The 21,074-nt window shown below is 55.2% G+C and carries 19 protein-coding genes; 10 read left to right on the top strand and 9 right to left on the bottom strand.

Annotation, left to right across the window (positions count from 1 at the left end; all coding sequences use genetic code 11):
* The first annotated feature begins 187 nt into the window (after positions 1-187).
* Positions 188-1,525, top strand: a complete 1,338-nt coding sequence (locus ACGHJ7_RS04365) for a site-specific integrase (protein ID WP_173995050.1) — start codon at positions 188-190, stop codon at positions 1,523-1,525.
* Between the two features lie 77 nt (positions 1,526-1,602).
* Here ACGHJ7_RS04365 and ACGHJ7_RS04360 read toward each other — a convergent pair whose 3' ends face one another.
* The 5 genes from ACGHJ7_RS04360 to ACGHJ7_RS04340 form a co-directional block, all read right to left on the bottom strand.
* The gene (locus ACGHJ7_RS04360) at positions 1,603-2,313 is read right to left on the bottom strand and encodes a hypothetical protein (RefSeq protein WP_211386581.1); all 711 of its coding nucleotides are present in this window, start codon (positions 2,311-2,313) and stop codon (positions 1,603-1,605) included.
* Positions 2,310-5,321, bottom strand: coding sequence for a class I SAM-dependent DNA methyltransferase (locus ACGHJ7_RS04355; protein ID WP_390474775.1), 3,012 nt, complete (start codon positions 5,319-5,321; stop codon positions 2,310-2,312). The genes ACGHJ7_RS04360 and ACGHJ7_RS04355 overlap by 4 nt, the downstream gene beginning before the upstream one ends.
* Before the next feature lie 54 nt (positions 5,322-5,375).
* Positions 5,376-5,705, bottom strand: coding sequence for an XRE family transcriptional regulator (locus ACGHJ7_RS04350; protein WP_390474773.1), 330 nt, complete (start codon positions 5,703-5,705; stop codon positions 5,376-5,378).
* Between the two features lie 89 nt (positions 5,706-5,794).
* Positions 5,795-6,676 (bottom strand): nucleotidyl transferase AbiEii/AbiGii toxin family protein, encoded by an 882-nt coding sequence (locus tag ACGHJ7_RS04345; protein WP_173995044.1) that lies wholly within the window; start codon positions 6,674-6,676, stop codon positions 5,795-5,797.
* The gene (locus tag ACGHJ7_RS04340; RefSeq protein WP_390474770.1) at positions 6,673-7,497 is read right to left on the bottom strand and encodes a type IV toxin-antitoxin system AbiEi family antitoxin; all 825 of its coding nucleotides are present in this window, start codon (positions 7,495-7,497) and stop codon (positions 6,673-6,675) included. The genes ACGHJ7_RS04345 and ACGHJ7_RS04340 overlap by 4 nt, the downstream gene beginning before the upstream one ends.
* A gap of 116 nt (positions 7,498-7,613) precedes the next feature.
* On the opposite strand from ACGHJ7_RS04340, the gene ACGHJ7_RS04335 reads away from it, so the two are divergent.
* The 6 genes from ACGHJ7_RS04335 (at position 7,614) to ACGHJ7_RS04310 (ending at position 12,992) form a co-directional block, all read left to right on the top strand.
* On the top strand, positions 7,614-8,627 hold the full coding sequence (locus tag ACGHJ7_RS04335; RefSeq protein WP_173995040.1) for a restriction endonuclease: 1,014 nt from the start codon (positions 7,614-7,616) through the stop codon (positions 8,625-8,627).
* Between the two features lie 35 nt (positions 8,628-8,662).
* Positions 8,663-8,932, top strand: a complete 270-nt coding sequence (locus ACGHJ7_RS04330; protein ID WP_390474768.1) for a hypothetical protein — start codon at positions 8,663-8,665, stop codon at positions 8,930-8,932.
* A 63-nt stretch (positions 8,933-8,995) separates the two neighbouring features.
* Positions 8,996-10,167, top strand: a protein-coding gene (locus ACGHJ7_RS04325) for an IS3 family transposase (protein ID WP_390474766.1) whose coding sequence is annotated in 2 segments (ribosomal slippage) — positions 8,996-9,248 and positions 9,248-10,167 — 1,173 coding nt in all. Because the reading frame shifts where the segments join, the coding sequence is not laid out codon by codon here.
* A gap of 69 nt (positions 10,168-10,236) precedes the next feature.
* Positions 10,237-10,509: a hypothetical protein gene (locus ACGHJ7_RS04320; RefSeq protein ID WP_390474764.1), complete on the top strand. Its 273-nt coding sequence runs from the start codon at positions 10,237-10,239 to the stop codon at positions 10,507-10,509.
* Between the two features lie 60 nt (positions 10,510-10,569).
* Positions 10,570-11,430 carry a hypothetical protein gene (locus ACGHJ7_RS04315; protein ID WP_211386582.1) on the top strand — a complete coding sequence of 287 codons (861 nt, stop codon included), beginning with the start codon at positions 10,570-10,572 and terminating at the stop codon, positions 11,428-11,430.
* Positions 11,427-12,992, top strand: coding sequence for a caspase family protein (locus ACGHJ7_RS04310; RefSeq protein WP_173995036.1), 1,566 nt, complete (start codon positions 11,427-11,429; stop codon positions 12,990-12,992). The genes ACGHJ7_RS04315 and ACGHJ7_RS04310 overlap by 4 nt, the downstream gene beginning before the upstream one ends.
* Positions 12,993-13,092: 100 nt before the next feature.
* Here ACGHJ7_RS04310 and ACGHJ7_RS04305 read toward each other — a convergent pair whose 3' ends face one another.
* Genes ACGHJ7_RS04305 through ACGHJ7_RS04290 form a run of 4 tightly spaced genes read right to left on the bottom strand, consistent with a single transcriptional unit; the run spans position 13,093 to position 18,398 of the window.
* Positions 13,093-14,508: a UvrD-helicase domain-containing protein gene (locus ACGHJ7_RS04305; protein ID WP_211386584.1), complete on the bottom strand. Its 1,416-nt coding sequence runs from the start codon at positions 14,506-14,508 to the stop codon at positions 13,093-13,095.
* On the bottom strand, positions 14,501-16,234 hold the full coding sequence (locus ACGHJ7_RS04300) for an ATP-dependent endonuclease (protein ID WP_173995033.1): 1,734 nt from the start codon (positions 16,232-16,234) through the stop codon (positions 14,501-14,503). The genes ACGHJ7_RS04305 and ACGHJ7_RS04300 overlap by 8 nt, the downstream gene beginning before the upstream one ends.
* 55 nt (positions 16,235-16,289) lie before the next feature.
* Positions 16,290-18,155 (bottom strand): hypothetical protein, encoded by a 1,866-nt coding sequence (locus tag ACGHJ7_RS04295; RefSeq protein ID WP_390474761.1) that lies wholly within the window; start codon positions 18,153-18,155, stop codon positions 16,290-16,292.
* Between the two features lie 12 nt (positions 18,156-18,167).
* On the bottom strand, positions 18,168-18,398 hold the full coding sequence (locus ACGHJ7_RS04290) for a hypothetical protein (RefSeq protein WP_173995029.1): 231 nt from the start codon (positions 18,396-18,398) through the stop codon (positions 18,168-18,170).
* Positions 18,399-18,792: 394 nt separating this feature from the next.
* On the opposite strand from ACGHJ7_RS04290, the gene ACGHJ7_RS04285 reads away from it, so the two are divergent.
* The 3 genes from ACGHJ7_RS04285 (at position 18,793) to ACGHJ7_RS04275 (ending at position 20,924) form a co-directional block, all read left to right on the top strand.
* Positions 18,793-19,986: a DUF932 domain-containing protein gene (locus ACGHJ7_RS04285; RefSeq protein WP_173995027.1), complete on the top strand. Its 1,194-nt coding sequence runs from the start codon at positions 18,793-18,795 to the stop codon at positions 19,984-19,986.
* A gap of 201 nt (positions 19,987-20,187) precedes the next feature.
* Positions 20,188-20,445: a YjhX family toxin gene (locus tag ACGHJ7_RS04280; RefSeq protein WP_173995025.1), complete on the top strand. Its 258-nt coding sequence runs from the start codon at positions 20,188-20,190 to the stop codon at positions 20,443-20,445.
* An 11-nt stretch (positions 20,446-20,456) separates the two neighbouring features.
* On the top strand, positions 20,457-20,924 hold the full coding sequence (locus ACGHJ7_RS04275) for a GNAT family N-acetyltransferase (protein WP_173995023.1): 468 nt from the start codon (positions 20,457-20,459) through the stop codon (positions 20,922-20,924).
* The last annotated feature ends 150 nt before the right edge of the window (positions 20,925-21,074 follow it).

Below are 21,074 nucleotides of genomic sequence, written 5' to 3'. Positions count from 1 at the left end.
TTCGGAGGAAATACTAACACCTATCCGAAATGTACGATAGAGCGCGACGCAGTACGATAACGCACTGTTTTGCATTGATTTATCTGAACGCTGCACCGAAGTCTCTATCCAAACGCAGGCCGCGATTTCCGCCCAACTGCTTACGCAGTGCTTACGCGAGAGATCGGCCGGAAAGGTGCGACTTCCAATGCCAAAGCTCACCAAACGCATCGTAGACGCCGCTGAAGTGCGAGAAAAAGACCACGTTATCTGGGACGACGAGCTGCCTGGCTTTGGCCTTCGCGTGTTTAAGTCCGGAAAGCGAAGCTACATACTTCAATATCGGTCTGCCGGTCGGTCACGCCGGTACACCATCGGGCTTCATGGCATCTGGACGCCGGACACGGCCCGGAAAGAAGCGCGCGTACAACTCGGCAAGATCGCACAGGGTGAAGATCCCGCAGAAGCCAGACAGCTAGATCGCAACGCGATGACCGTCGCAGAGCTTGCTGACCGTTACATTGAAGCAATGGATGCGGGCCTCATCATGGGAAAAGGCGGACGCTCGAAACGGCCATCGACGATCTACGTTAACAAGGGCCAGCTTCGCGGCCATATCATACCCCTTATCGGACAACGCCGCGTTCAAGAACTAACGAAGACCGATGTGACGAAAATGATGAACGACGTCATTGCCGGGAAAACGAAGGCGGTTAAGAAAACGAAGAAGCGCGGCAAGTCCATCCTTCGCGGGGGCCGCGGCACTGCCAGCAAATGCGTGGGACTCACTGGCTCCATGCTTACATATGCGATCAGCATGGGGATCATCGAACACAACGTCGCGCACGGCATTCGAAAGCCGAAGGATCGGGTTCGTGATCGGAGGCTCAGCGAAGATGAATACCGCGAACTCGGGCGCATGCTCAGCTCCGCGGATAAAAACGATGAGCTGGCGTGGACCGTTGGGATTACGCGCCTGTTAGCTCTAACAGGCTGTCGACGCGGCGAGGTCATCTCACTGAAATGGAGCGAGGTGGATTTCGAGAATAGCTGCCTGCGCTTGGCGGACTCGAAGGAAGGTGCGTCCATCCGACCGATTGGGCTGCCAGCCATCGAGCTGCTTGAGACCCTTAACGAGAATACAAAGAGCGAATTCGTCTTTCCAGGCACGCGCAGCGCGGAGACCTATGGCGGTCTTCCGAGGCAATGGCGAAAGATGTTCGGTGACTCCGAACTGTCAGACCTCACCGCGCACGTGTTGAGGCACAGCTTCGCCAGCATCGCTAATGACCTTGGGTTCACCGAGAGCACGATTGCCACGCTCCTCGGCCATGCGACCCACTCCATCACAAGCAAATATATCCACTCGCTCGACAGTGTGCTTGTCATGGCGGCAGACACGATCGCGGGATATGTTGAGGGTCTGCTAGATGGCGCCGAGTTCAGGCGGAATACCTACACGCTGGATCGAAAAACACGTCAAAGCGCGATCAGAGAAATGTTGACTAGCGCTAGAGATTTCGCAGCAACTCGTGGTCATACTTGACAGCAAAATGGAAGTTATCGTTCAGAAATGGCGGTTAGCGAAGCCCTGTTGCTAATGGAAACTCCACCAATTTCTCTTCATGAGAGCCACAGGTGCCAGACTGAAATTGAGCCAGGGGACCCGCTCGAGCTCACTGGAGCATGGTAAGTGAAATTTCGTCCGTGCCGCGACCGTGCAAGATCCATATCCCCGGAACCACTGGCGACAGGAAGCTCCTCAATAAGATAGCCCGGAGGCACATTTGCCTGCGCGGTTGACAGAAATGGTGTCAATTTTGAATCGATCAAGGATCCGTCACGAACATAGGCAATCATATATGCTTCACGATTTGCCCAAGCATATTCCCCTTCGACAAAACGCATGACACCATTGTCGCAGTACATCTTTTCTGTTTTCGCAGTCGTTGCGTCAATTATCTTTGCTTCCACAACAAGCGGGAATCCTCTGTGCTGGCCTGAAAGATAAATTGATAAATCGGGGCGCTTCTCGAGGTGAGTGCCGTCGAAACTTAGGCTCTCTTTTCCGCGAGCCACGCACAAAACAAGCTGTCTCCAAAGCGGATCTTCTTCCACCATCGTATTTAATCGAGATTCAAGGAGTGCGGTCACCTCTGCTTCGCTACCAGAAGATACCGTTGTAGGTGTCGATAACCGCACATCACTGAAAGCTCGCAGTAGTCCCTCAGCGATAATCTCTAGATGAAACGCTGAGAGTTCCGGCAACGGCAACTCGATGCCACGCGTCAATTCCGCTATTTGGTCGGGGCGCGAACGGATTGCACCGCTCATTCTGTCTTGCTCCCACGCAAGAAATTCGAATGGGACCAGATGATGCGCTGAGCCAACAAGCGGGCTTGCGTTTCGCTCCAGTAGCGTCGCTGCGCAAGTCTTCCAACAACCAATCCGTGTGGTTCGTCGAGTAGAACGATCTCAGAAGCCGCAGTCTGATCTGCCGCTCCCACCACACCCTGCCAGTGGTAAGGTCCCTCCATGGCTCGCGTGTTTTTAGAGGTATAAAGGCGCAATGCATACCAGGGCGAAATTGTTGGCTGGTCTAAACGCTCGACATTGAGTTCACAGCCCGCCCTTGCTGCCCAAGGTAGAAGCTCTCTTTGAAGAACATCGCAAAAGCGCATCTGGTCTTCGTCTGTTGGTACCGCTTCGGCGCGACGTCGATGATCTGCAAAAGGCAGGTTGAACTCTAACGTATCTGAAATCACCTGAACATCGCGCTCCCCTAATCCATAGAGCTCAGCCACCCAGCCATCGACGAATGTCCAGTTTTTTTCGCTTTCAAGCAGAGACTGATACAAGCTGCCAATCTGATTTCTTTGGCCTGTCTTTAGTTGAAAGAAGTCTGGGAATGGGATTCTATCCAAAGCTGCTTTCTCTACCACATCCCGCTCGAAACCAAATTTGCCACTGGTTACGAGAGCAAACCAAGTGGCAAACTTACTCCCGAGAACTAGCGCGACGTAGCGGACAAAATCATGCGGATCATCGATCTCGCCTGGGCTGTAGCCATAGAAGGTTTCGTTGAAGACAAGATCTGAGTCCGAGACAGAAACAGCAATACGTCCAGTAGCTGCCGGCGGCGATTGATGTACGATCGCCATAGGTCCAGAGAATAACTCTCTCAGTCTCGGATCGTGAATTCGTCCGTGCGAGAACTTTGGCAAGCTTTCGGCATCGATTTGGATCTCAGTAAATGTAGATGCCGAGACCTCAGGCAAGCCGTGAAGATATCGGGCGTCCACTCCAGGAAGACCATCGCCATTTTTTCTAATCCGACTGCTTTTCTTGAGCGTTTGGAAGCCATTGCCACTACCTTGCAAGCGTCCACGTGCTCCGGCTCCCATCGCTTTGATCCAAAAAGCTCGTAGAGAGGCGTGGCCTCCAATTCGAATCCTCTCAAGAATACCGAGATCAGCCTTTGAACCTCGAAACAGAACCTTTAATATCTCAGGGGTGTCACGAAGCTGCTGAACCGAGATCACCTCTGCGCTTGTCGCGTCAATGCGCATCGCCCCTGCATCATTTAGAGAAGCCTCAATGTGGGGGCTGACGAAGCGAAACCCTGCACTAGCGCCCGGTGCCCTGTTTTTTGCAAACAAGAGACAAAACGGCGCGGAGATCTCGGGCCACACTTTTGTCTGTCGTAACTCGGCCCCATTTATTACGGAAGTTACCTCGATTGCGTCGAACAGCAATTGGCGCGCCTCGTCCATGCCGTCGCCTTGCTGAAAGAGAAGGCGTGCATGCAATGCGAATGTAATTTGCCCCCCTGGCTTTGCCCACTCCATCGCCCGCCAAACAAAAGGAATATCCAATACCTCATTTGGAATCGGTGGCGCGCTGTCTATGCCACGCTCAGCCGCAATCTCTTTGACTTTTGCGCTTACCAACTCCCAATCGGGCAGCTTTGTACCGCTTGCCCATGGCGGGTTGCCGACTACGAGATCATATTGCCCGATGTGCTCCTCGCCAACCAAGGGACCCAGACTACCAAGGTCTGCTCCCTTCTCTTCGAACTCAGAAGAGACGAGGTGAAGTACCTTTCCGCGAAGGTTTCTAAATCGCAGTTTGTCGACCGGCCTCGGGTTGGGGTCGAGTTCAATCGACATAAGATACAAGCCGAGGGCGGCAAACCGAAGTGCCGCCTCGTTGATATCGAAACCAACGATCTGGGTGTCCAAGATCGAACGGAGTGCGCGGGTGTCCGGACGTCTCTCATTGATACGCCATTTCTCAGCGACCAGCTCGCGAAACGCGGTCAACAGGAAGACGCCAGCGCCTGCAGCAGGGTCTAGCACACGCGCCTTATCGCAGGAGTCTTGCCTTTCTAAGGCTCGAAAAGAAGCTCGAACGAGTAAGTCGGCGATCGACCGAGGCGTGTAATAGCCGCCTTCTCGTCTTTGGCGTGCGGGCGCATGGTTACGCAAATAGAGTTCATACGCTTGGCTGAGTACACCCACGGGAATGTGCGCAAAATCCAGATTATCCCACTTTTCTTCCCATCCCAAAAAGAGTTGCCCGTCCGGTGCGCGGCGCAAAACATCACCCAAAACTTGATAGGCGTTCTCGGGCAATTTTGAGAACGTCCCAACGGACAGTGGGAGTAGGTCGCCGTTGAAAGTCTTATCAAGCCAAATTGAAGTTTTCTTAGCCATCTGGCTATTGTCAAAGAGACGCGCCGTTGCGCTTTCGTCGCCCATGCTGGCTGGAAGTAGGCCTCGGTCTGCAAGAAAACGTGTGAATAGCGCTCGCCCGACCAGCGAGATAGCGTCCTCGTCCGAAACGCTGAATTCTGCTATCAGCTGACCAATGGAGGCCGTGAGAAGGTTGAGAACAACATTTGAAATCCAATCGCGTTTGCTGACGGCCCCATCGGGCCGAATGTTACCGAGACGAGCGAAGGCAGTTGCGTTTGCAGCCTCGCCATCCCTCCAATCCACGCTCGCTTCGCTAGGCGTCTTGCGATCAAGTGCGAGACGGTAGACGTTAAGCTGTCCGGAACCGACGAGACCCAAATACGGTGCGTCACCTCGCATGGCGAGCAACCGTCTGATTCTGTGCAGCTGGTCAGTGTCGGTCAATGACGCTGCATCGACCAAAAACATAAGCGGCGCACCTTGCCACTCGTAAACTGCTCGCACGATTGCAAGATCGTTATCACCTGCCCGTTGCGCTGTTACCAAGGTGGCGTAAGGCAATAACTCTGGACCGTCTTGGTCGAGGAAGTGTAGCGATTGGAGATCGGCACCAAACGCAGCCGCGTTGGATTTGAGGTTAGCCATGCCGCCACCTCGCGACGGTGCCGTTCTCTGAATCAAAGATAGCTGAAGAAAGACTCATGAGTCGAGCTCCAAGGTGGCCTGGCGATTCCCGCCAAAACGCCCTTTTTGGGCGCTACCGCGGACCTTCTTGGGGGCAAGAGGCACCTTCGACATCACCTGGCGATAGTCGCCGCCAAGGTCATCTACTCCCCCAATGAGCACCGCAATGAGCCCAAGATGCGTCGGAAGCTCTCCCGTTCGGGCGTAGTTGGAAATCGAATTGGGATTCATGCCGACAAGTTCCGCAAAACCACGGACACTCAGTCCAGCCTTCCCAATTTCTGCTAGGAATTCCGTATACTGCATTTGACCCAATAACACATATTTTAATGTACTTAACCACATTATTTTATGTGGGTAAAGCCTCGTGGCTAACTGCGCGACCAGTCGCCTTGAGCACATCGCGCACGATGATTGGGTCGCTAAAGACCCAATCATGAAGATCGTCCGAGAAGTTCAGGGAGGCCTAGCTGCTCAGCAACTTCTCCGGTTCGGGCCCACCGCTGACCGGGCAGACGTTCGATCACATTGACGAATACCTTGATGAACGCCGCTCGCCCGGCGGCAGCATCCAGCGCATCGGCACGATCAGGTGTCAGCAGCGCGCGGATGTCACCCAACAAGTCGGGCCGTGCGAACTTCGCGAGCATCCGCTGCTCCGCTTCTGCGCGGGAGATGGTCTGATCTTGCTGGTCGAGATACCGGACAAACAGTTCCACAACCCGATCGAGATTGAGATCGGGAAGCGCATCAAGCGCGTGGTCTAGATCAAAAAGGTCGCGCCCTTTGTCGCGCTGCAACAAGGCACGCAGTTTCGTCGCCAGCAGTTCTTCCGCGGAGAAGGATGCGATGGTCGTGCTTCCTGTGAACCATGGGCTCTCCACAGCGTATGGGATCGAAACTGGCGGGTCGAAAGCTTCGATCTCAGCGATGTTGATCTCTACCTTTAACCGGATCTGCGCTTCAGAATCATCCTCAGCCGGAACGCGAAAACGCAGCTTCGGTGCGACCTGGCTCGATGCAAAGTTCGCTTGTCCCAACCAAGGCTCCAGCACGCCTCGCATGGCATCAAGGATGGGGCCGATCGGTCCGGGCGTTGTGCGGACGAGATCAATATCCTCCGAATAGCGCAAAGGCTCCGGGAAGATGACCTTGTTGAGGGCTGTGCCCCCTCGAAACCTCAGTTCGGCTCCCAAAAAATCGTGATTGAATATCTCGACGAGCGCACGAGAAATAATCAAGTCTTGCTCGACTTGCCTTGGCTCGGCCCAAGGGGCGATCAAGCTCCAAGCTGTGATGTTGGTTTCGGGGATCATTGTTCGTCAACTTCAATTGGGCGGCGGACAATGATGTGCCAACGTGCGTTTCGCTCTCGCTCATCGTAGGAGGTGACTGCACTTACTTCTCCAGGATCAAGTTCGACCCATGGTACATTGCCGTTTCGGATGTGCCTCTCCAAACCGGACGTAATCTCATCATGTCCCAAATGCTCGAGAATATAGCCGAGGCGTTGGACAACAGACCGCTCAAAGCTCGGCGCGAGGACATCAAACTGGATCGGGTCAATATTGACGGCAAGCTCATTGAGAACGCTCGCCGCATGATCAACACCACCGCTCGCATGCGGATAGCGTATCAAATCCAACGCGGTGAGCGCTGGCGAAGACACCCGCATCGATCCGGTCTCGGTCTTTCGTTGCTCAACGCCTTGCCCGACGCGTTCAATGTCCTTGCGGAAATAGAAAGCGAGCTTTGAACGTCCAGCCCGGATGGGTTTCCACTGCCGATCAGTGACGACCTGGAACTCCATGACCGCTTGATGAGATGCCCCATGAAGCTCTGCGGCTTTCAGGAGCGCCACATAGTAAGGTCGCCCCGCATGCTTCATCATAGCATCGATGTACCAGCTTGGTGGCGGCGCACCCCACTTCAAATACCGCGTGGGCGTAATGACGTAGAAGCCTCGGCGCGGTGCAAAGATATGACCCCGCTTTTTGAGACGTGCGGCCGCGTCGAGAAAAGCCCCATGGCTGATCCCTAACGCCTCTACCGCACTCTCGCGCGTGAAGCAGGTGCGGCCGCTGGACGCGAGCTCTTCAACATAGGTTGCCAAACTGGTGGCGCGCTGAGGTATCATATTCGAAAATCCGCTCTACCCGCCGAGTTTCTATTATGATATTACATTTTCGGCAAGCTCAATATGGCTAACTCCGCATCCGAAGCGGACTTACGAATATGATTCTAGGTGGGCAAATGACGGGAACAGACGATAGCGACCGGCTGATTCAAGAGGTTCTCTCAGACCTTGGCTGGGATGACGACCCTAAGATAGTCGCCGACAAGGTGAAGCGGCTAGACCAGGGCCTGCCCGCCGAAGACGAGTTTACGGCCATCTGCAGCTGGCTCGGCAAGGCGCGCCTCCTTCATAAACTCGACCAACATCAAGCACCGTCGAGTTCGCGCGAGCTCTATCAAGTTCCCGACTTATTGGCCGAATTTGAACATTCTGACCCCGTCCTAATCGAAGTGAAATCAAAGACGAAGCAGACGCTTTCCTTTACCCCGCGATATCTTGATCGGATCCGCGCCTACGCCCAGCTCGTCAAGATGCCCTTGCTTGTCGCCTGGAAGCACCACGGCATCTGGGTGCTCTTCGACATTCAGCACCTCACCAAGGCTCAGAAAAACTTCAACATCACGTTCGGCGACGCCATGAAAGAGAACCTGCTCGGCATCCTTGCTGGCGATGTCGCTTACAAGATCGCTTCCGGTGCAGGTCTGCGATTCCGCTGCAAAAAAGAAGCACTGGTTGACCGAGAGGAATCCGAAGATACCGTAACTGAGCAATGGAAAATGAGGATCGACGAGGTCGGCTTTATGATCTCCGGCGGAGCGACAGCGGATGATCTAGACCCGGACGTCACGACGCTTTTCACGACGTGGGATCTATCCGAGCAGCAATCCCACAGCGACACACACATCGACCTTCGTTTCATCGCAGGCGATGATGACGGCATGATGTTCGGCCATATGGCACTGACACATCTCCTGCATTGGGCCTTACCGCAAGGCGAAGCGATCAACTGGCGTCATGCGATTAGACGCGACGCGGTCGTCAGTAACATGACAAATTTCCGGCGCGCTCTAGAACGCGCCCTAGAACAGAAGGTCGTACACATCATACTCCATCAACAACCGCATACGTGGCCCCACTTCGTTCCTAAGCCCGTCGGCAACCCAACACCTCGAAGCGCAGCAGAGTCATGAAGCAGCCTACCAAACAGTACGGCCGAGCGTCCCTCATGGACGAAGTACTTGGTCTGGATGAGGTCACTGCACCAAAGGTGGCGTCCATCATCGTTCACGCTGGAAATATCGAACATCACCTTGAGCGCGCGATCTGGATCTTGGAGAAAATTGAACCAAAGGGGATTCGTCCAAAAACGGACTCAAAACCAATAACCAACTTGATTTCGATGTTGGAGAACCGCGCTGAGACTGTGCCTGAAGACGATGTTCGCACCTTTCTGCAAACTTGGTCGAAAGCGACACGATCCGGGTTCATCATTTGACGTGACCCCCTGATTTTCCTCCACGAGTGATTAGAGTCTGGCCTTGAAGGAAGGACGGACGAGATGAAGAGAACGAGGTTTACCGAGGAGCAGATCATTGGTGTGCTGAAGGAGGCTGAGGCGGGAGCGAAGACCGCCGATCTGGCGCGTCGGCACGGCGTGTCGGAAGCGACGATCTACAACTGGAAGTCGAAGTATGGCGGGCTGGAGGTGTCCGATGCTCGTCGCCTGAAGGAGCTGGAGAGCGAGAACGCGAAGCTCAAGCGGCTGCTGGCCGATGCCATGCTGGACAAGGCAGCACTGAAGGATCTTCTGGCAAAAAAGTTCTGACGCCCGCCGCCAAGCGGGAAGCTGTCGCTCATCTCCAGGCGTGCCACGGGATGAGCGAGCGGCGGGCGTGCCGTGTCATCGATGCCGATCGCAAGAGCGTGCGTTATCGTTCCACGCGGGACGATGACGCTGGTCTGCGTGAGAAGCTGCGCGAGCTGGCCAACCAGCGTCGGCGGTTCGGCTATCGCCGTCTGCACATTCTGCTGCGCCGGGAGGGCGTGATGATCAACCGGAAGAAGACTCAGCGCATCTACCAGGAGGAAGGGCTGGCAGTGAGGCGGCGACGCAGCCGCAGGCGTGCTGTCGGCACGAGGGCTCCTGCTGCGGTTCTGGCTCTACCGAACCAGCGCTGGAGCCTCGACTTCGTTCATGACCAGATGGCGTCGGGCAGACGGTTCCGTGTGCTCAACGTGGTCGATGACGTGACCAGAGAGTGCCTGGCAGCGGTGCCGGACACGTCGATCTCCGGTCGCCGCGTGGTACGGGAACTGACCGATCTGATCGCCCGGCGCGGCAAGCCCGGCATGATCGTCAGCGATAACGGCACCGAGCTGACCAGCAATGCGGTGCTGGCTTGGGTAGCGGAGATAGGAGTTGAGTGGCATTACATCGCGCCGGGAAGGCCGATGCAGAACGGCTTTTGCGAGAGCTTCAATGGGCGCATGCGCGACGAGCTACTCAACGAGACGCTGTTCATGAGCATGGCCCATGCCCGGGTCGAGATCGCTGCCTGGGTGGATGACTACAACCGGGAACGACCGCACTCATCCCTTGGCTACGAAACACCGGCGGCGTTCGCCGCAAAACTGGATAAGCAATGGCCTGCTTCGCTACGCCCTACGGGCTCCGCTACGCAGCCCATTGCTTCAACCGCGCTCATGCGCAACAACGCGGTCCGGCTCTAATCCCAGCTGGAGGAAAGCTGGGGGTCACGTCACATTCGCCACAACATCGCACACGGCGTCTCATTCAAAATGGAAAAGTCTCTGGTGTTCAGTCGAAATCCAAGATGGCACGGCGAGCTACGAAAACGGGAATATGGCGACTTGTGGTGCGAGCCATATATCCTTGATTTAATTCGAGAGTCCTTTGCCACACTGCTGCGCGTCATCGGGGCAATTGCGACGACCGATCGATCACTCAACGACATCGCAAGCCCGCTTGCTCAAAGTGCTGTAAGAGAAGCTCGTTCAATACTGGGCGAGTTTGCTGACCAGTTTTACAATCCCAGTTTCGAGAAATACTGATAAATCATAAAGAGTTCAGAAGCGGCACACATAAACCTGATCGAAAGAGACGCAACTAAATTGGCTAAACGATTAACTAATTGGAACGACATCGCGGAATTGAAGGCCGACCTTCTGGAGTTTTTTCCGGACGATGGGTTTATGAAAAAACTTGTCAAAGGCGTCATGCGGGTCGCCCGAGACAAGAAAAATCCGATCAGAGGAAATCTGGTCGCGAGCGGGCTCCGCGAAATCACCGGTCACATTCTACATAGTCTCGCGCCGGACGACGCCGTGCGAGAGTGTGTTTGGTTTGTACAAGCCAAAGATACCAAGACCGTCACTCGACGTCAAAAGGCACATTACATCGTCCATGCAGGGCTTCCGGAAGATTTCGTAAAAGACGCCCTAAGGCTCGAAATGACAGACTTCACCAAGCCGCTCTTGGATGCCTTCGAAGCGCTGAATAAATCCACACATGTCCGCTCCGAAACAATTGTACACAAAGGATCGGCGGTGCGCGAAATGATCCACGATGTGCTGGCAAGCCTACTGGACCTTCTCGCCGCCGCCGCAGGTGGACGAGAAGAGATTACACGAACGACCGCAAGCGTCATGCACACCGCCGTCTTCGAGAACCTGATATCGGAAACCATCCAAGAACTTGATGAGCTGTCGACACACACAATAGTTGACGGGCATTACATCGACACAGTGGAAGTCCAGTCCCTGACCGCAACTGAAATCGAATATGTCATCACCGGACAGGTTGAGGTCGAACTCCAATATGGTTCTAACTCAGACGTGCGGAACGACATCGGTTTTCGACAAGATGACTCATACCCTTACAGTGCGGTGATCAAATCTAATCCGGCGAAACCAATGGAAATACACCCCTATGATGTCGCTCTCAAAGTAGACAATAGCAGTTTCTTCGAATGACAAAGAAAAGCAAAAAATCAATAGGTCCAGCAGAGCCTACGCCCTTGCTCAAAGACTGCGGGCAAGTGACGGCCGTCATTATTGCTATCGAAGACTATCAGCCCAGAAAAAATGGCCAAATCCCAGGGGTCGACTACGCCAAAGCCGACGCAGAAGCCTTTTCGGCCGTTCTCGATCAGATGTTCCCAGATACGGAAATACATCGGATTTATTTGATCGACAGCTTGGCGACCAGCATGAGCGTTCAAGACGGTGTCCAAGAAGCGATCCATTCGACGGGACCGGACGACCTTCTGATATTCTACTATGCCGGACATGGTTTTCATAACGGGATCTCCAACTTGATCACTGTGTGGGACAGCAACGGTCACAACCTATCTGGAACCTGCCTCAATCTGCGGCAGCTGATTTTCGATCCCGTCGAGAAAAGTGCGTGCCAGAGGCTCCTGACATTCATCGATGCCTGCGCCGAAGATCTTGAAGATCAATTCAGCAGCCGCAACGTCGTCTCGGATATGAGCGAGACGGAATTCAAAGACTTCGTGAAAGTCGACCAGTATGTGGGTGTGTTCCTGTCCTGTACCCCAGGCCAGAAGTCATACGGCCATGCCGGGCTTGGTCACGGGGTATGGTCTTACCATCTGGTGCAGGCCCTGAGTGGAAACGCACCGGATGCGATCGATGCTTTTTCAGTCATCACGGACACCTCGCTCAGAGACTATCTCAGCAAGTCGGTTCGCCGTTATGTCACAAAGAAGATGTCGACGGCGGCACAACAAACACCCATCGTCCGCACATCTGCGTCAAACCGCTTCGCGATATGCGAAATCAAGGAAGCAGCTGAACCAGCATTGCCCAAGAATGATTTTACCGCCCTGTCGTTCAAACCGGATTCCACGCATTTCAGCCATATTGAAACGCGCGCCTATGACAGGCTCCCAGGGTTCTCGAAAGCAAAAGGACATTTCGTCCCCGACAATGTGAATCCAAGCAGTGCGGAGTTTGCCCGAAACCTCCTCGAAGAGGAAATCAACGAGGAGATCGATGACCACTATCGAGAGGCCAAACGAATTTTCCGCCTCCGCCGCGATGATATCGGAGCCGGTGATGACACACTTGATACTGATCATTTCCGGTTTTGGATTGAGGTTCGGCAAACACCCGACGATCCATCAGAAATCCAGATTATCCGCTGCTTAACCGTGCGGGAGGATTCTGAAGAAATGCTTCGAAGTATCGACGAGATGTTTGGCGCCACGTTTGATCGTGTTGTCAGTCGCATCCAAGGGGTAGGGCCAGACTTTGACGAGGTCGTTCGGCACCTTGAAGATATTGAAATTGAATATGGCGGATCGCTAGAAGAATCAGAGCGCAGACGGAAAGCGACATATTACTTTCCGGAGGGTGGTCGCTTGGAATTTGATCTTCGAGACGGTTGCGTAAGTATCTGTGCGCAGAGAAAAACCAAGTTCCTCGACATTTTGGATTTCGCAAGACCAATCGCGCTTGGGGGACCCGATGATCAGGTCAAATATCTCTCAGACGAGTCACAGCGCGTGTAAGACAATTGGAGGACACTGGGCCTTGAGGGCGAAGCCTTTCCCTGCGGTTGAGCCCGTAGTATCGCCGGACTCCTGCTGCGGGAGTGTAAGTACGGCTTCGCTAGGCTTGTCTGACAATGATTGGGTTCGTCGTACAGATCACAAGCTTTCGCGAACCGCGCGTCATCGCAACATAGAGATCGCGAGCATTCAGCAGATCTGTATCAATCACCACCGCCACATCAGCTTCCAGTCCCTTGAGAAGCAAAGTGCTACCAACAGCTCGGCGCGGCAAGGCCCGGCCTTTGACGCGGGACTGCTCCCGCGCGCGAACCGCCATTTCATGAAAGTCATCGACATCCACGCAGCCATTGAATGCCTGAATGGCAGAGCGCACCAAGGCCGGACGAAGGGGAAAAACGCCGGCTTGCCGATTAATCTCAACCAACATGGTCACGGCGGCTTCTGGGCTTGGCGATCGTGAGAACGCTAGCGCCGCACTCTCAGCATCAGTTGGCGGCGTCCGTTCTCGCCCCGCCAGCAATACGCTGAGCCGTTGCTTCATTTGTGCCGCGCCCACCCCAGTCATTGTGCTACCAGCAAAGTCTATCAGCTCTGCCGCCGCAGTCGGCGCGCGCATATCAAACGCCTCGGCAAACCGGATAAAGTCGGTCAGGTCGGCGTTTTCAACAACGACCGCGCCATGCGCTCGTCCTGCGATATCCCGGTGCCGTGGTGGTCGTTTGGCGTCACATACGATAAGGACACTCCCACCATCTACTGGCGCTCGCGTATTGGCAGCTTGCGTTTGCTTCTGGATGTCGTCGTCACCCGTTACCGAAATCAGGTCCACCTCAGGTGGCGCTTGGCCAAGGTCTATGGGCTGACCCGATTGAAGCGCGGCCCTCACAGCTAAGAGCCATCGTCCAAAGTCTTCGGTCCCGGCATTGCGCCAACGCCATGGAATATCCAGCTCTCCCGCAGCCGGAAAGCGGGTCTGAACATCGGCCTGCCAATCCACGAGAACGTTAGTGCCCCAACCGAAAATGGCCTGCATGGGATCGCCGAGAACGCAGGTCGGCAAGACTTCTGCAATCTTCGATACCATCGTGTGCTGTTCGATAATGCAATCCTGATACTCATCAACAAACAGTCGGGCATAGGTCGCCTGGAGCACGTCCCTGACATGATCGCCAGCAAGGATATTGAGCGTCCCTGCACGGATCGCGGGATAGTCATCTCTTGGATTGTTGAGGTCCAGCGTTCCGTCCGCATGGCCACTGCGCTGCGGGAAGGTTCCAATGAGACGCATTCCCCAGCCGTCGATCGTCGTAATCCGAAACGCACTTTGCGGGACACCCATATGCGTCAGTCGGGCACGGAGCGCTGCAACACCGGCATTGGTATGCGTCAATATCAAAATCGGTTTGGGATCGACGTGGCGTTGCAATGCCGACGCTATCAGATGCGTTTTCCCGCATCCAGCAGGTGCGGAAACGCTGCCGCAAGTGATATTTAGCAGATCGATCTCAGCCATGAGGCGTTTGCGCCCATGCGAGAAGCGCATTCACGCGGTTCTGAAAATCCTCACTGACATTTCCGAAGTTCGGTGCCAGAACATTACGTGCCACATGTTCCATCCGGCCAACTGTTTTGAACCACGGGTTTTTCTTTGTGGTGCATGCTGTGACAATCACATCTCGCTGAGCAGGTGAGATTACATGTTGCGGCGAATGAAGAATTGCACGGAGGTTGTCTATCGTTTCCTGGTTGGCCGATGCTGATTGAACATGCGCCGCGATCATGTCCTGACCATGCTCTGCAATAGCGTAATCCAAGAGAATCAAGAGTGTCGCGTCTCCTGTATTACCGACAATTGCTGCCTCTAACGATTGCCCGGCATGCCAAGTAAATGTAGCCCCCGCTGTTTGATGGAAAGCGGCTTCAATTTGTGTGTCGGGTATTAGATCAGCATCGCGAAATACCGCAGCGCGATACCCCAACTTCACGAACTCCGTTGCCTTTTCGTACAATCGGTCTGGATGACCGCCACCGCCATCAACAAGGGCGACGCCACAGGCAAAGATCGAGGGGCGGCCATGGGCAGTGCAGTGTTGTTCAAAGCCCCTCACAAACCCGACTTCAGACGCTCCCTCACAAACCAGAACCGATGGGGCCAGGAAAGCTTCGGGTGCACTGCGCAGCGTCCCTTGTGCAGTATCAGAAACCAAACGCGCGACGTGCTTTCCTTCTGACTGACGTAAAACACGAAGCTGTTTCGCGGTAAGTTCCCTCAAAACGATTGGTGAGTGCGTCGTTGCGAAGACTTGCTGCGGCGGCACCTCTTCCTTCGCCCCTAACGACCCCAATAAGCGAATGATCCGATGTGGTTCGAGACCATTTTCAACCTCGTCGACCAGCAGGATAGACGATACTCCGGCCACCTCGCGCTGGAGGCCCGCAATCAAGAGGCGTGTCGAACCTAGGCCAAGACCGCGAAGGGGCACACCGTTTTCATCGTGCAGCGCGATGGATCCGCCCGTCACAGAAACAGAATGTGTGTCGAGAAGAGCTTGTGCTTTTGCACCGATTGGTATGCCGAGTTCATCGGCTGCCTTTTTGACCGACGCCAACGCATCTCCTAGCTGTTCATCGGCGTCATTGCCAAAGGCTTTGCGGGCCTCTCTTGCAGCTTGCGAAAGTGCCAAAGACGCATCAGGCTTCTCTTCACTTAAACGTCCGAGCACTGACCCGCGCCGCCATGCGAGATTATGATCAGACGTTGCGCCTAGTCGGGTTGGCGCAAGATTGAGCCGATCCTTCCAGTTGAGGTTGCGTTCGCTGCCTTTCTCATCTGCCCGGTCTGATTTTAGTCGCCAGCGCGGTTCAAGATCGCCAGCAATCTCCAAATTCAGCGACAGGACGGTTTCCAATCCGTGTCCTGGCTCGTCTTCGATCGTTCCCAATAGATCATCATACCCACGCAGATAATCGCCATAGGCCTCGTAATTTTTCAAATTGTCGGACAAATCGCCTAAGGTCAGCGTGACAGAAATCGGTATCTCAACATCAATCTCATGAAAATCGGCGTCCGTGATCTGGACGGATCGACGGGCTCCAAGACAGAGGTCAATCGCATCCAGAACGGTACTTTTACCGGAGTCGCCAGAGCCGATCAGGCAATTGATCCCCGGTGTGGGATACCATTCCAACGATTTGATCGACCGGAAGTGTGAAATGTCGACTTTGCGAATGACCGCCATGGTGCTCTCCTTAACGGCCTTCGCCAATTCCTAATTCTTCTCGCCACCTTTTGACCTAAGCTGCGGTCTCTTCTGGCACGTCCGCCGTTTTGATCAGTTCTTTGGCATACCGTTTCGCTTGCGAGATGCTCTGCTTGTAATCGTCGGCGGCAAGCGACAGCGATTCAGGAGAAGTGGCGCGGTCTAAATCGTCACTTGACCAATCGTCTGAGAGGCGTTTGCTGATCGCATAGCAAGTTGCCTTTCCAACACGGAACGCCATGAATTTGCGCGAGGCTCTAAGGATAGAGGAACGCACTACCTCTGTTTCACCTGACGTGCGCAGCTCCGCGTCGAGTTCAACGGCCATGCGTTCCGCTGCCGAATAAAGGCCATTTACGAAAAGCGTTTGGGCATCCTTGTAAAAGCGGCCTGCACGACCTCTCAGGTTTTTCTCAGCAATCTCTTCAGGATCGGTCAGAATTTTGATTTCAGGAACGCGTTCTAACGATTGCGCTGAGCGTGACAGCTTCGATCCATCGGGAGCTTTGCGCACTTTCTTTTGTTTCGCGCGCTGACTCTTGTTCGGGTCGCCTTTAGCGCCATTTTCCTCATGTTCTTCGACTGTCTCAGGGAAGTCCGTGTTGAGATCAACTGGGTCCGAGGTATCGCTGCCATCGGCTGCTCTCTCAGTCGACAAAGCAGACGGACGGCGCGACGGGCTAAGGGTCGCCGTTGGGACTCTGAACTCATCGAGCAGCTTCTGCAGGTCGCTTTGCAAATCATCTAGGTTGTCATCCGAGGCCGGAGATTCTGAGCGAATGACCTCTTTGACCCAGTCTGGCATCAGTTCGCGTACGTAATCATCGAAGTCTTGGGCTACCATCGATGAGCGATCATCCGGCCAGGTTAGTCCGTCCCGATACTGGTTAGGCAAAGCTACATTGTCAGATAGTTCGACCTCAACCGTGAGAACCTTCGACCCAAACGGAATGCCGAAATTAGGCGCTGCAGCCGACCAAGCCTTCTTCGATTTGATATCGTATCGCTCACCCTTATGGACAAGCGCGCAAAACGTAGTCGAGCTCGTCGCAGGATTAGCCAGTGCGCTGAGTGAATGGCTGTGGCGCTCATGTTTCGGATCATGAATGTAATGGACTGCTATCTCCCCGCCAGGCGCCTCAACCCGCTCGTGCTTGGGCAGTTCGCCCAGAACGTCTTCCAGCGTCTTAAGTCGTCGTGTGCGACCCGTCTCGCCCTTGCCACCGCCCTTGGTCATGGCGACATCTATGCGCACTTCGACGCCCTCACCAAAACGCGCAAAGCGCCGGAAAATCGCTGAAGGAATGTAACTGCGATCAAGGCTTTTGCCTCTACCCAACGGCTCAGCGACTGTGTCGTGGTCCTCGCTTTGACCGAGCAAGACGACCTCAGTCCAATCGTACGTTGTGATTTGGCCTGCCTCGCGAGCCGCCTCGGTAACATCGTAAATCGTGTCGAAACTTCCGTCCGACAGTTCTGCGGGAAACCGCACATAGGTGCCTTCTTCACCATCGAAGCCGATAACAACCTCGTTTACGATGCCGTCCTTGCACGAGCGATAGCGAATTCCTTCGCGTGACATAGTCAAGCCTGAGACCTTGGCCCCAATCCCGAAGTTTCCATCCAATGCCATCTCTTTGTTTATAGATGAAGAAAGATCAGTCGCTTGCTTCAACTCTTTGTCGTCCATTCCGGTGCCAGTGTTCCAGAACGTTAACTTACGCACACCGTCGATCACCGTTGGATAGACTTCGATACGGCGGTTTCCGAGGTCAGCTCCAACTGCGCTTTCGTCGGCGTTCTTGAAGAACTCGCGGACAAGCGTGTCCACGGGGGCCTGCTCGATAAGACGATTGATGAGGAAACGCTTATCGCGAATGTTAAGTGGTTCGGCTTTCATCGATTGTGACCCCTACAGCTTGAACTTGTCGACAGCATCGCTCGACGATGATCCGAACTTTCGCTCGATCTCACCCGTTGCATCCCGAAGCACCTTGATAATCTTCTTCACATCGGCGTCGTCATATTCGTACGCGCGACGGTTCGACAAATTGCCAAGCTTGCGAATGGCATCGAGCGCGGATTGGGTGCGCCCTTCGGCTAAACGCACAAATTTCTCTCGTTTTTCATTGCTCTTAACCATCGAATCGTCACCGCCTTCTGCGCATTATATTGAAATTCAGATAGGTTGTCGGTCAATATATGTCAATAATGTCATGAATTTCTCAACAAATATCGGTTCATGTTCGGCACATTTCGTCGAATTTCATCAAATCCGCATATCCTCCGAAAGACTTTTTGTGAGGCTTTGTAAGTGAAAACACGGTGCGCCACTTCGTGTGAATCTGGCTGTTGGGTACTGCTTTTGGCTATTTATGGGGAAAGCCTTCCCCCTTGGTCGAGCCTGCAGTCTCGCCCAACCCCTTCTGCGGTGAGACTCCGCAACGCCCTTTAGAGTAAGAGGCCAGCGGCTGTCGCCGTGACGGGTTTGGAGGTCGAGAGAGAGGCTCTCGGACCGCCCGTCTTGGAGAACAGCCATGACAGCAATCGAGATCATGAACGGTCGCCCCGAGAGCGACGGCTACAAGGTGGATGTGTCTCGCGGCGGACACGATGGGCGGGTATCATCCGAATGGTTTTCCCGGCCCGACGACGAGAAGTACCTCTCCCTTTCAGAGCTATGCGCCTCGGTGAAGGGCCGCGCCGAGCGGAGCCGGACACGCACGGTCGAGAGCGCGGCGATCCGGGTCGAGGCCCACCGCGATGATCCGGAAAAGCTCACGCTGGTCTTGCCTAACGCCGAGGCACCGGTTGCGCCAACACACTGGAGCTTCGGTCAGCTTGCGAGCCTCGTCGGCGCGCCGGCCGCCTATCTGCGCCAACTTCCGGCCCCGCTCGCGGGTATAAACCTGCAATACGGCCTTACCAACCACCGCGCCGAGCAGATCAAGACCATGGAAGTCGCGAACGGTCGCACCGAGCTGCGCGCCGTGACCGGCCCAGACTACGGTCGCATCTACGACCACGAACTGGTCTCGGCCGTTCAGCGCATCGCAGGCGATGGCGTCGGCGACACGCGCTGGAAAGTGCCCGGCGTGCTTGATTGGTCGACGGGCATCTACAACCCGATGGTCGACGTCACCAAGGACACGACCACGCTCTATGCGTCGGACAGGGATGTCTTCCTCTTCTTGGTCGACGATCTGAACCCGATCGAGGCTGGCACGCTGCCCGACGGATCTCCGGACCTGTTCTTCCGAGGGTTCTATTGCTGGAATTCCGAGGTTGGGGCTAAGACACTCGGGATTGCGAGCTTCTATCTCCGCGCCGTGTGCCAGAACCGCAATCTCTGGGGCGTCGAGGACTTTCAGGAGATTTCGATCCGGCATTCCAAATATGCCGCCAACCGTTTCGCACATGAGGCGGCCCCCGCTCTGGCGAATTTCGCCGACTCCTCCCCGCAGCCTTTCATCCAAGGCATCCGGGCCGCACGCGAACGGATCGTCGCGCGCAGTGACGAGGACCGCACCGACTTCCTGCGCAAGCGCGGTTTCTCGAAGGTGGAGAGCGGCAAGATCGTTGAGACCGTGCTGGCCGAAGAAGGCCGCCCGCCCGAGAACGTCTTCGATTTCGTGCAGGGCATCACAGCCGTCGCCCGATCCAAGCCGCAGCAGGATGCACGGCTCACCATGGAGACCCGTGCCAAGAAGCTGCTGGAGGCGGCCACCTAAAGGTCGCTATTGCTTGTGGTTTTCCGCGATCGTCTATACGAACAAGCTCACGGCAGGCATGGAAGCCCGCCGATGGAGATTTGATGTTTACGATTGCGGGAAACCGCTAGTTCCACTCGGTTGGAACGTATGAACCCAAGGCCTGTCCGCGCGTGATGCCGGGCAGCCCTCTGTGTTGTTCTCAAATCTCAAAGAAATCCCATGAATATCTCAAGACACGAACAGCGTGTCTTGCACGTCCTCTCGCAAGGCGGCGCGATCCGCTACCGGCGTAAGGACAACGGCAAGATCCGCGATATCGCGTGCATCACGCGGGACGACCATATGCTGGCCGACTGCACGATGCATGTCTTCGAGCGCCGCAAGAAACGGCGCTTCATCCACTCGAGCGATGGAAAGCCCTACCGCGTCACGCGGCTGGGGCTCGTCTCCGTGCGCTCACAACCCGACAATCGATAAGGAAAACACCTATGACAGATATCACTGTTCAACCAACCACCTCCGACGACATTGCGGCGCTCCGCCTCGCGGCGGACGAAACCGAACTGTTCCCCGGCGAGATGCTCCCGGACATGGTGTCCGGCTTTCTCGGCGGCGACGCAGATGCGCTCTGGCTGACGGCCCATCTGGCCGGAACGCCGGTCGGCTTCTGCTACGCAGTTCCAGAAGATCTGACCAACGGCACCTGGAACATGCTCGCGCTCGCCGTGCGTCCTGCCCATCAGGGCGACGGCGTCGGCGGCGCGCTCGTGGAGGCGCTTGAGGATCAGTTGCGGACGCAAGACGTCCGTGTGCTGATCGCGGATACCTCCGGGACCGACGCGTTTACGCTGACGCGCCGCTTCTACGCGAAGAACGGCTACAGCGAGGAAGCCCGCATTCGCGACTTCTGGGACGCGGGCGACGACAAGGTCGTTTTCTGGAAAGCCTTGCGCTGAGTACCGCGCACGGCCCGGGGGGTTCGGATTTGGCACGCCCGGGAGAATAGTTGCGGCCCGCCGCTCCTTTAGAGGGAGAGGTGGGCCGTGGCCTTCGTGACGGGTTTGAAAGATCGAGAGAGTGTCTCTTAATCGCCCGTCGCGGAGAAG

The organism is Altererythrobacter sp. MTPC7 (assembly GCF_042851395.1).
Classification (GTDB): Bacteria; Pseudomonadota; Alphaproteobacteria; order Sphingomonadales; family Sphingomonadaceae; genus CAJXSN01.
This window is presented reverse-complemented; position numbering and strand designations above follow the sequence as displayed.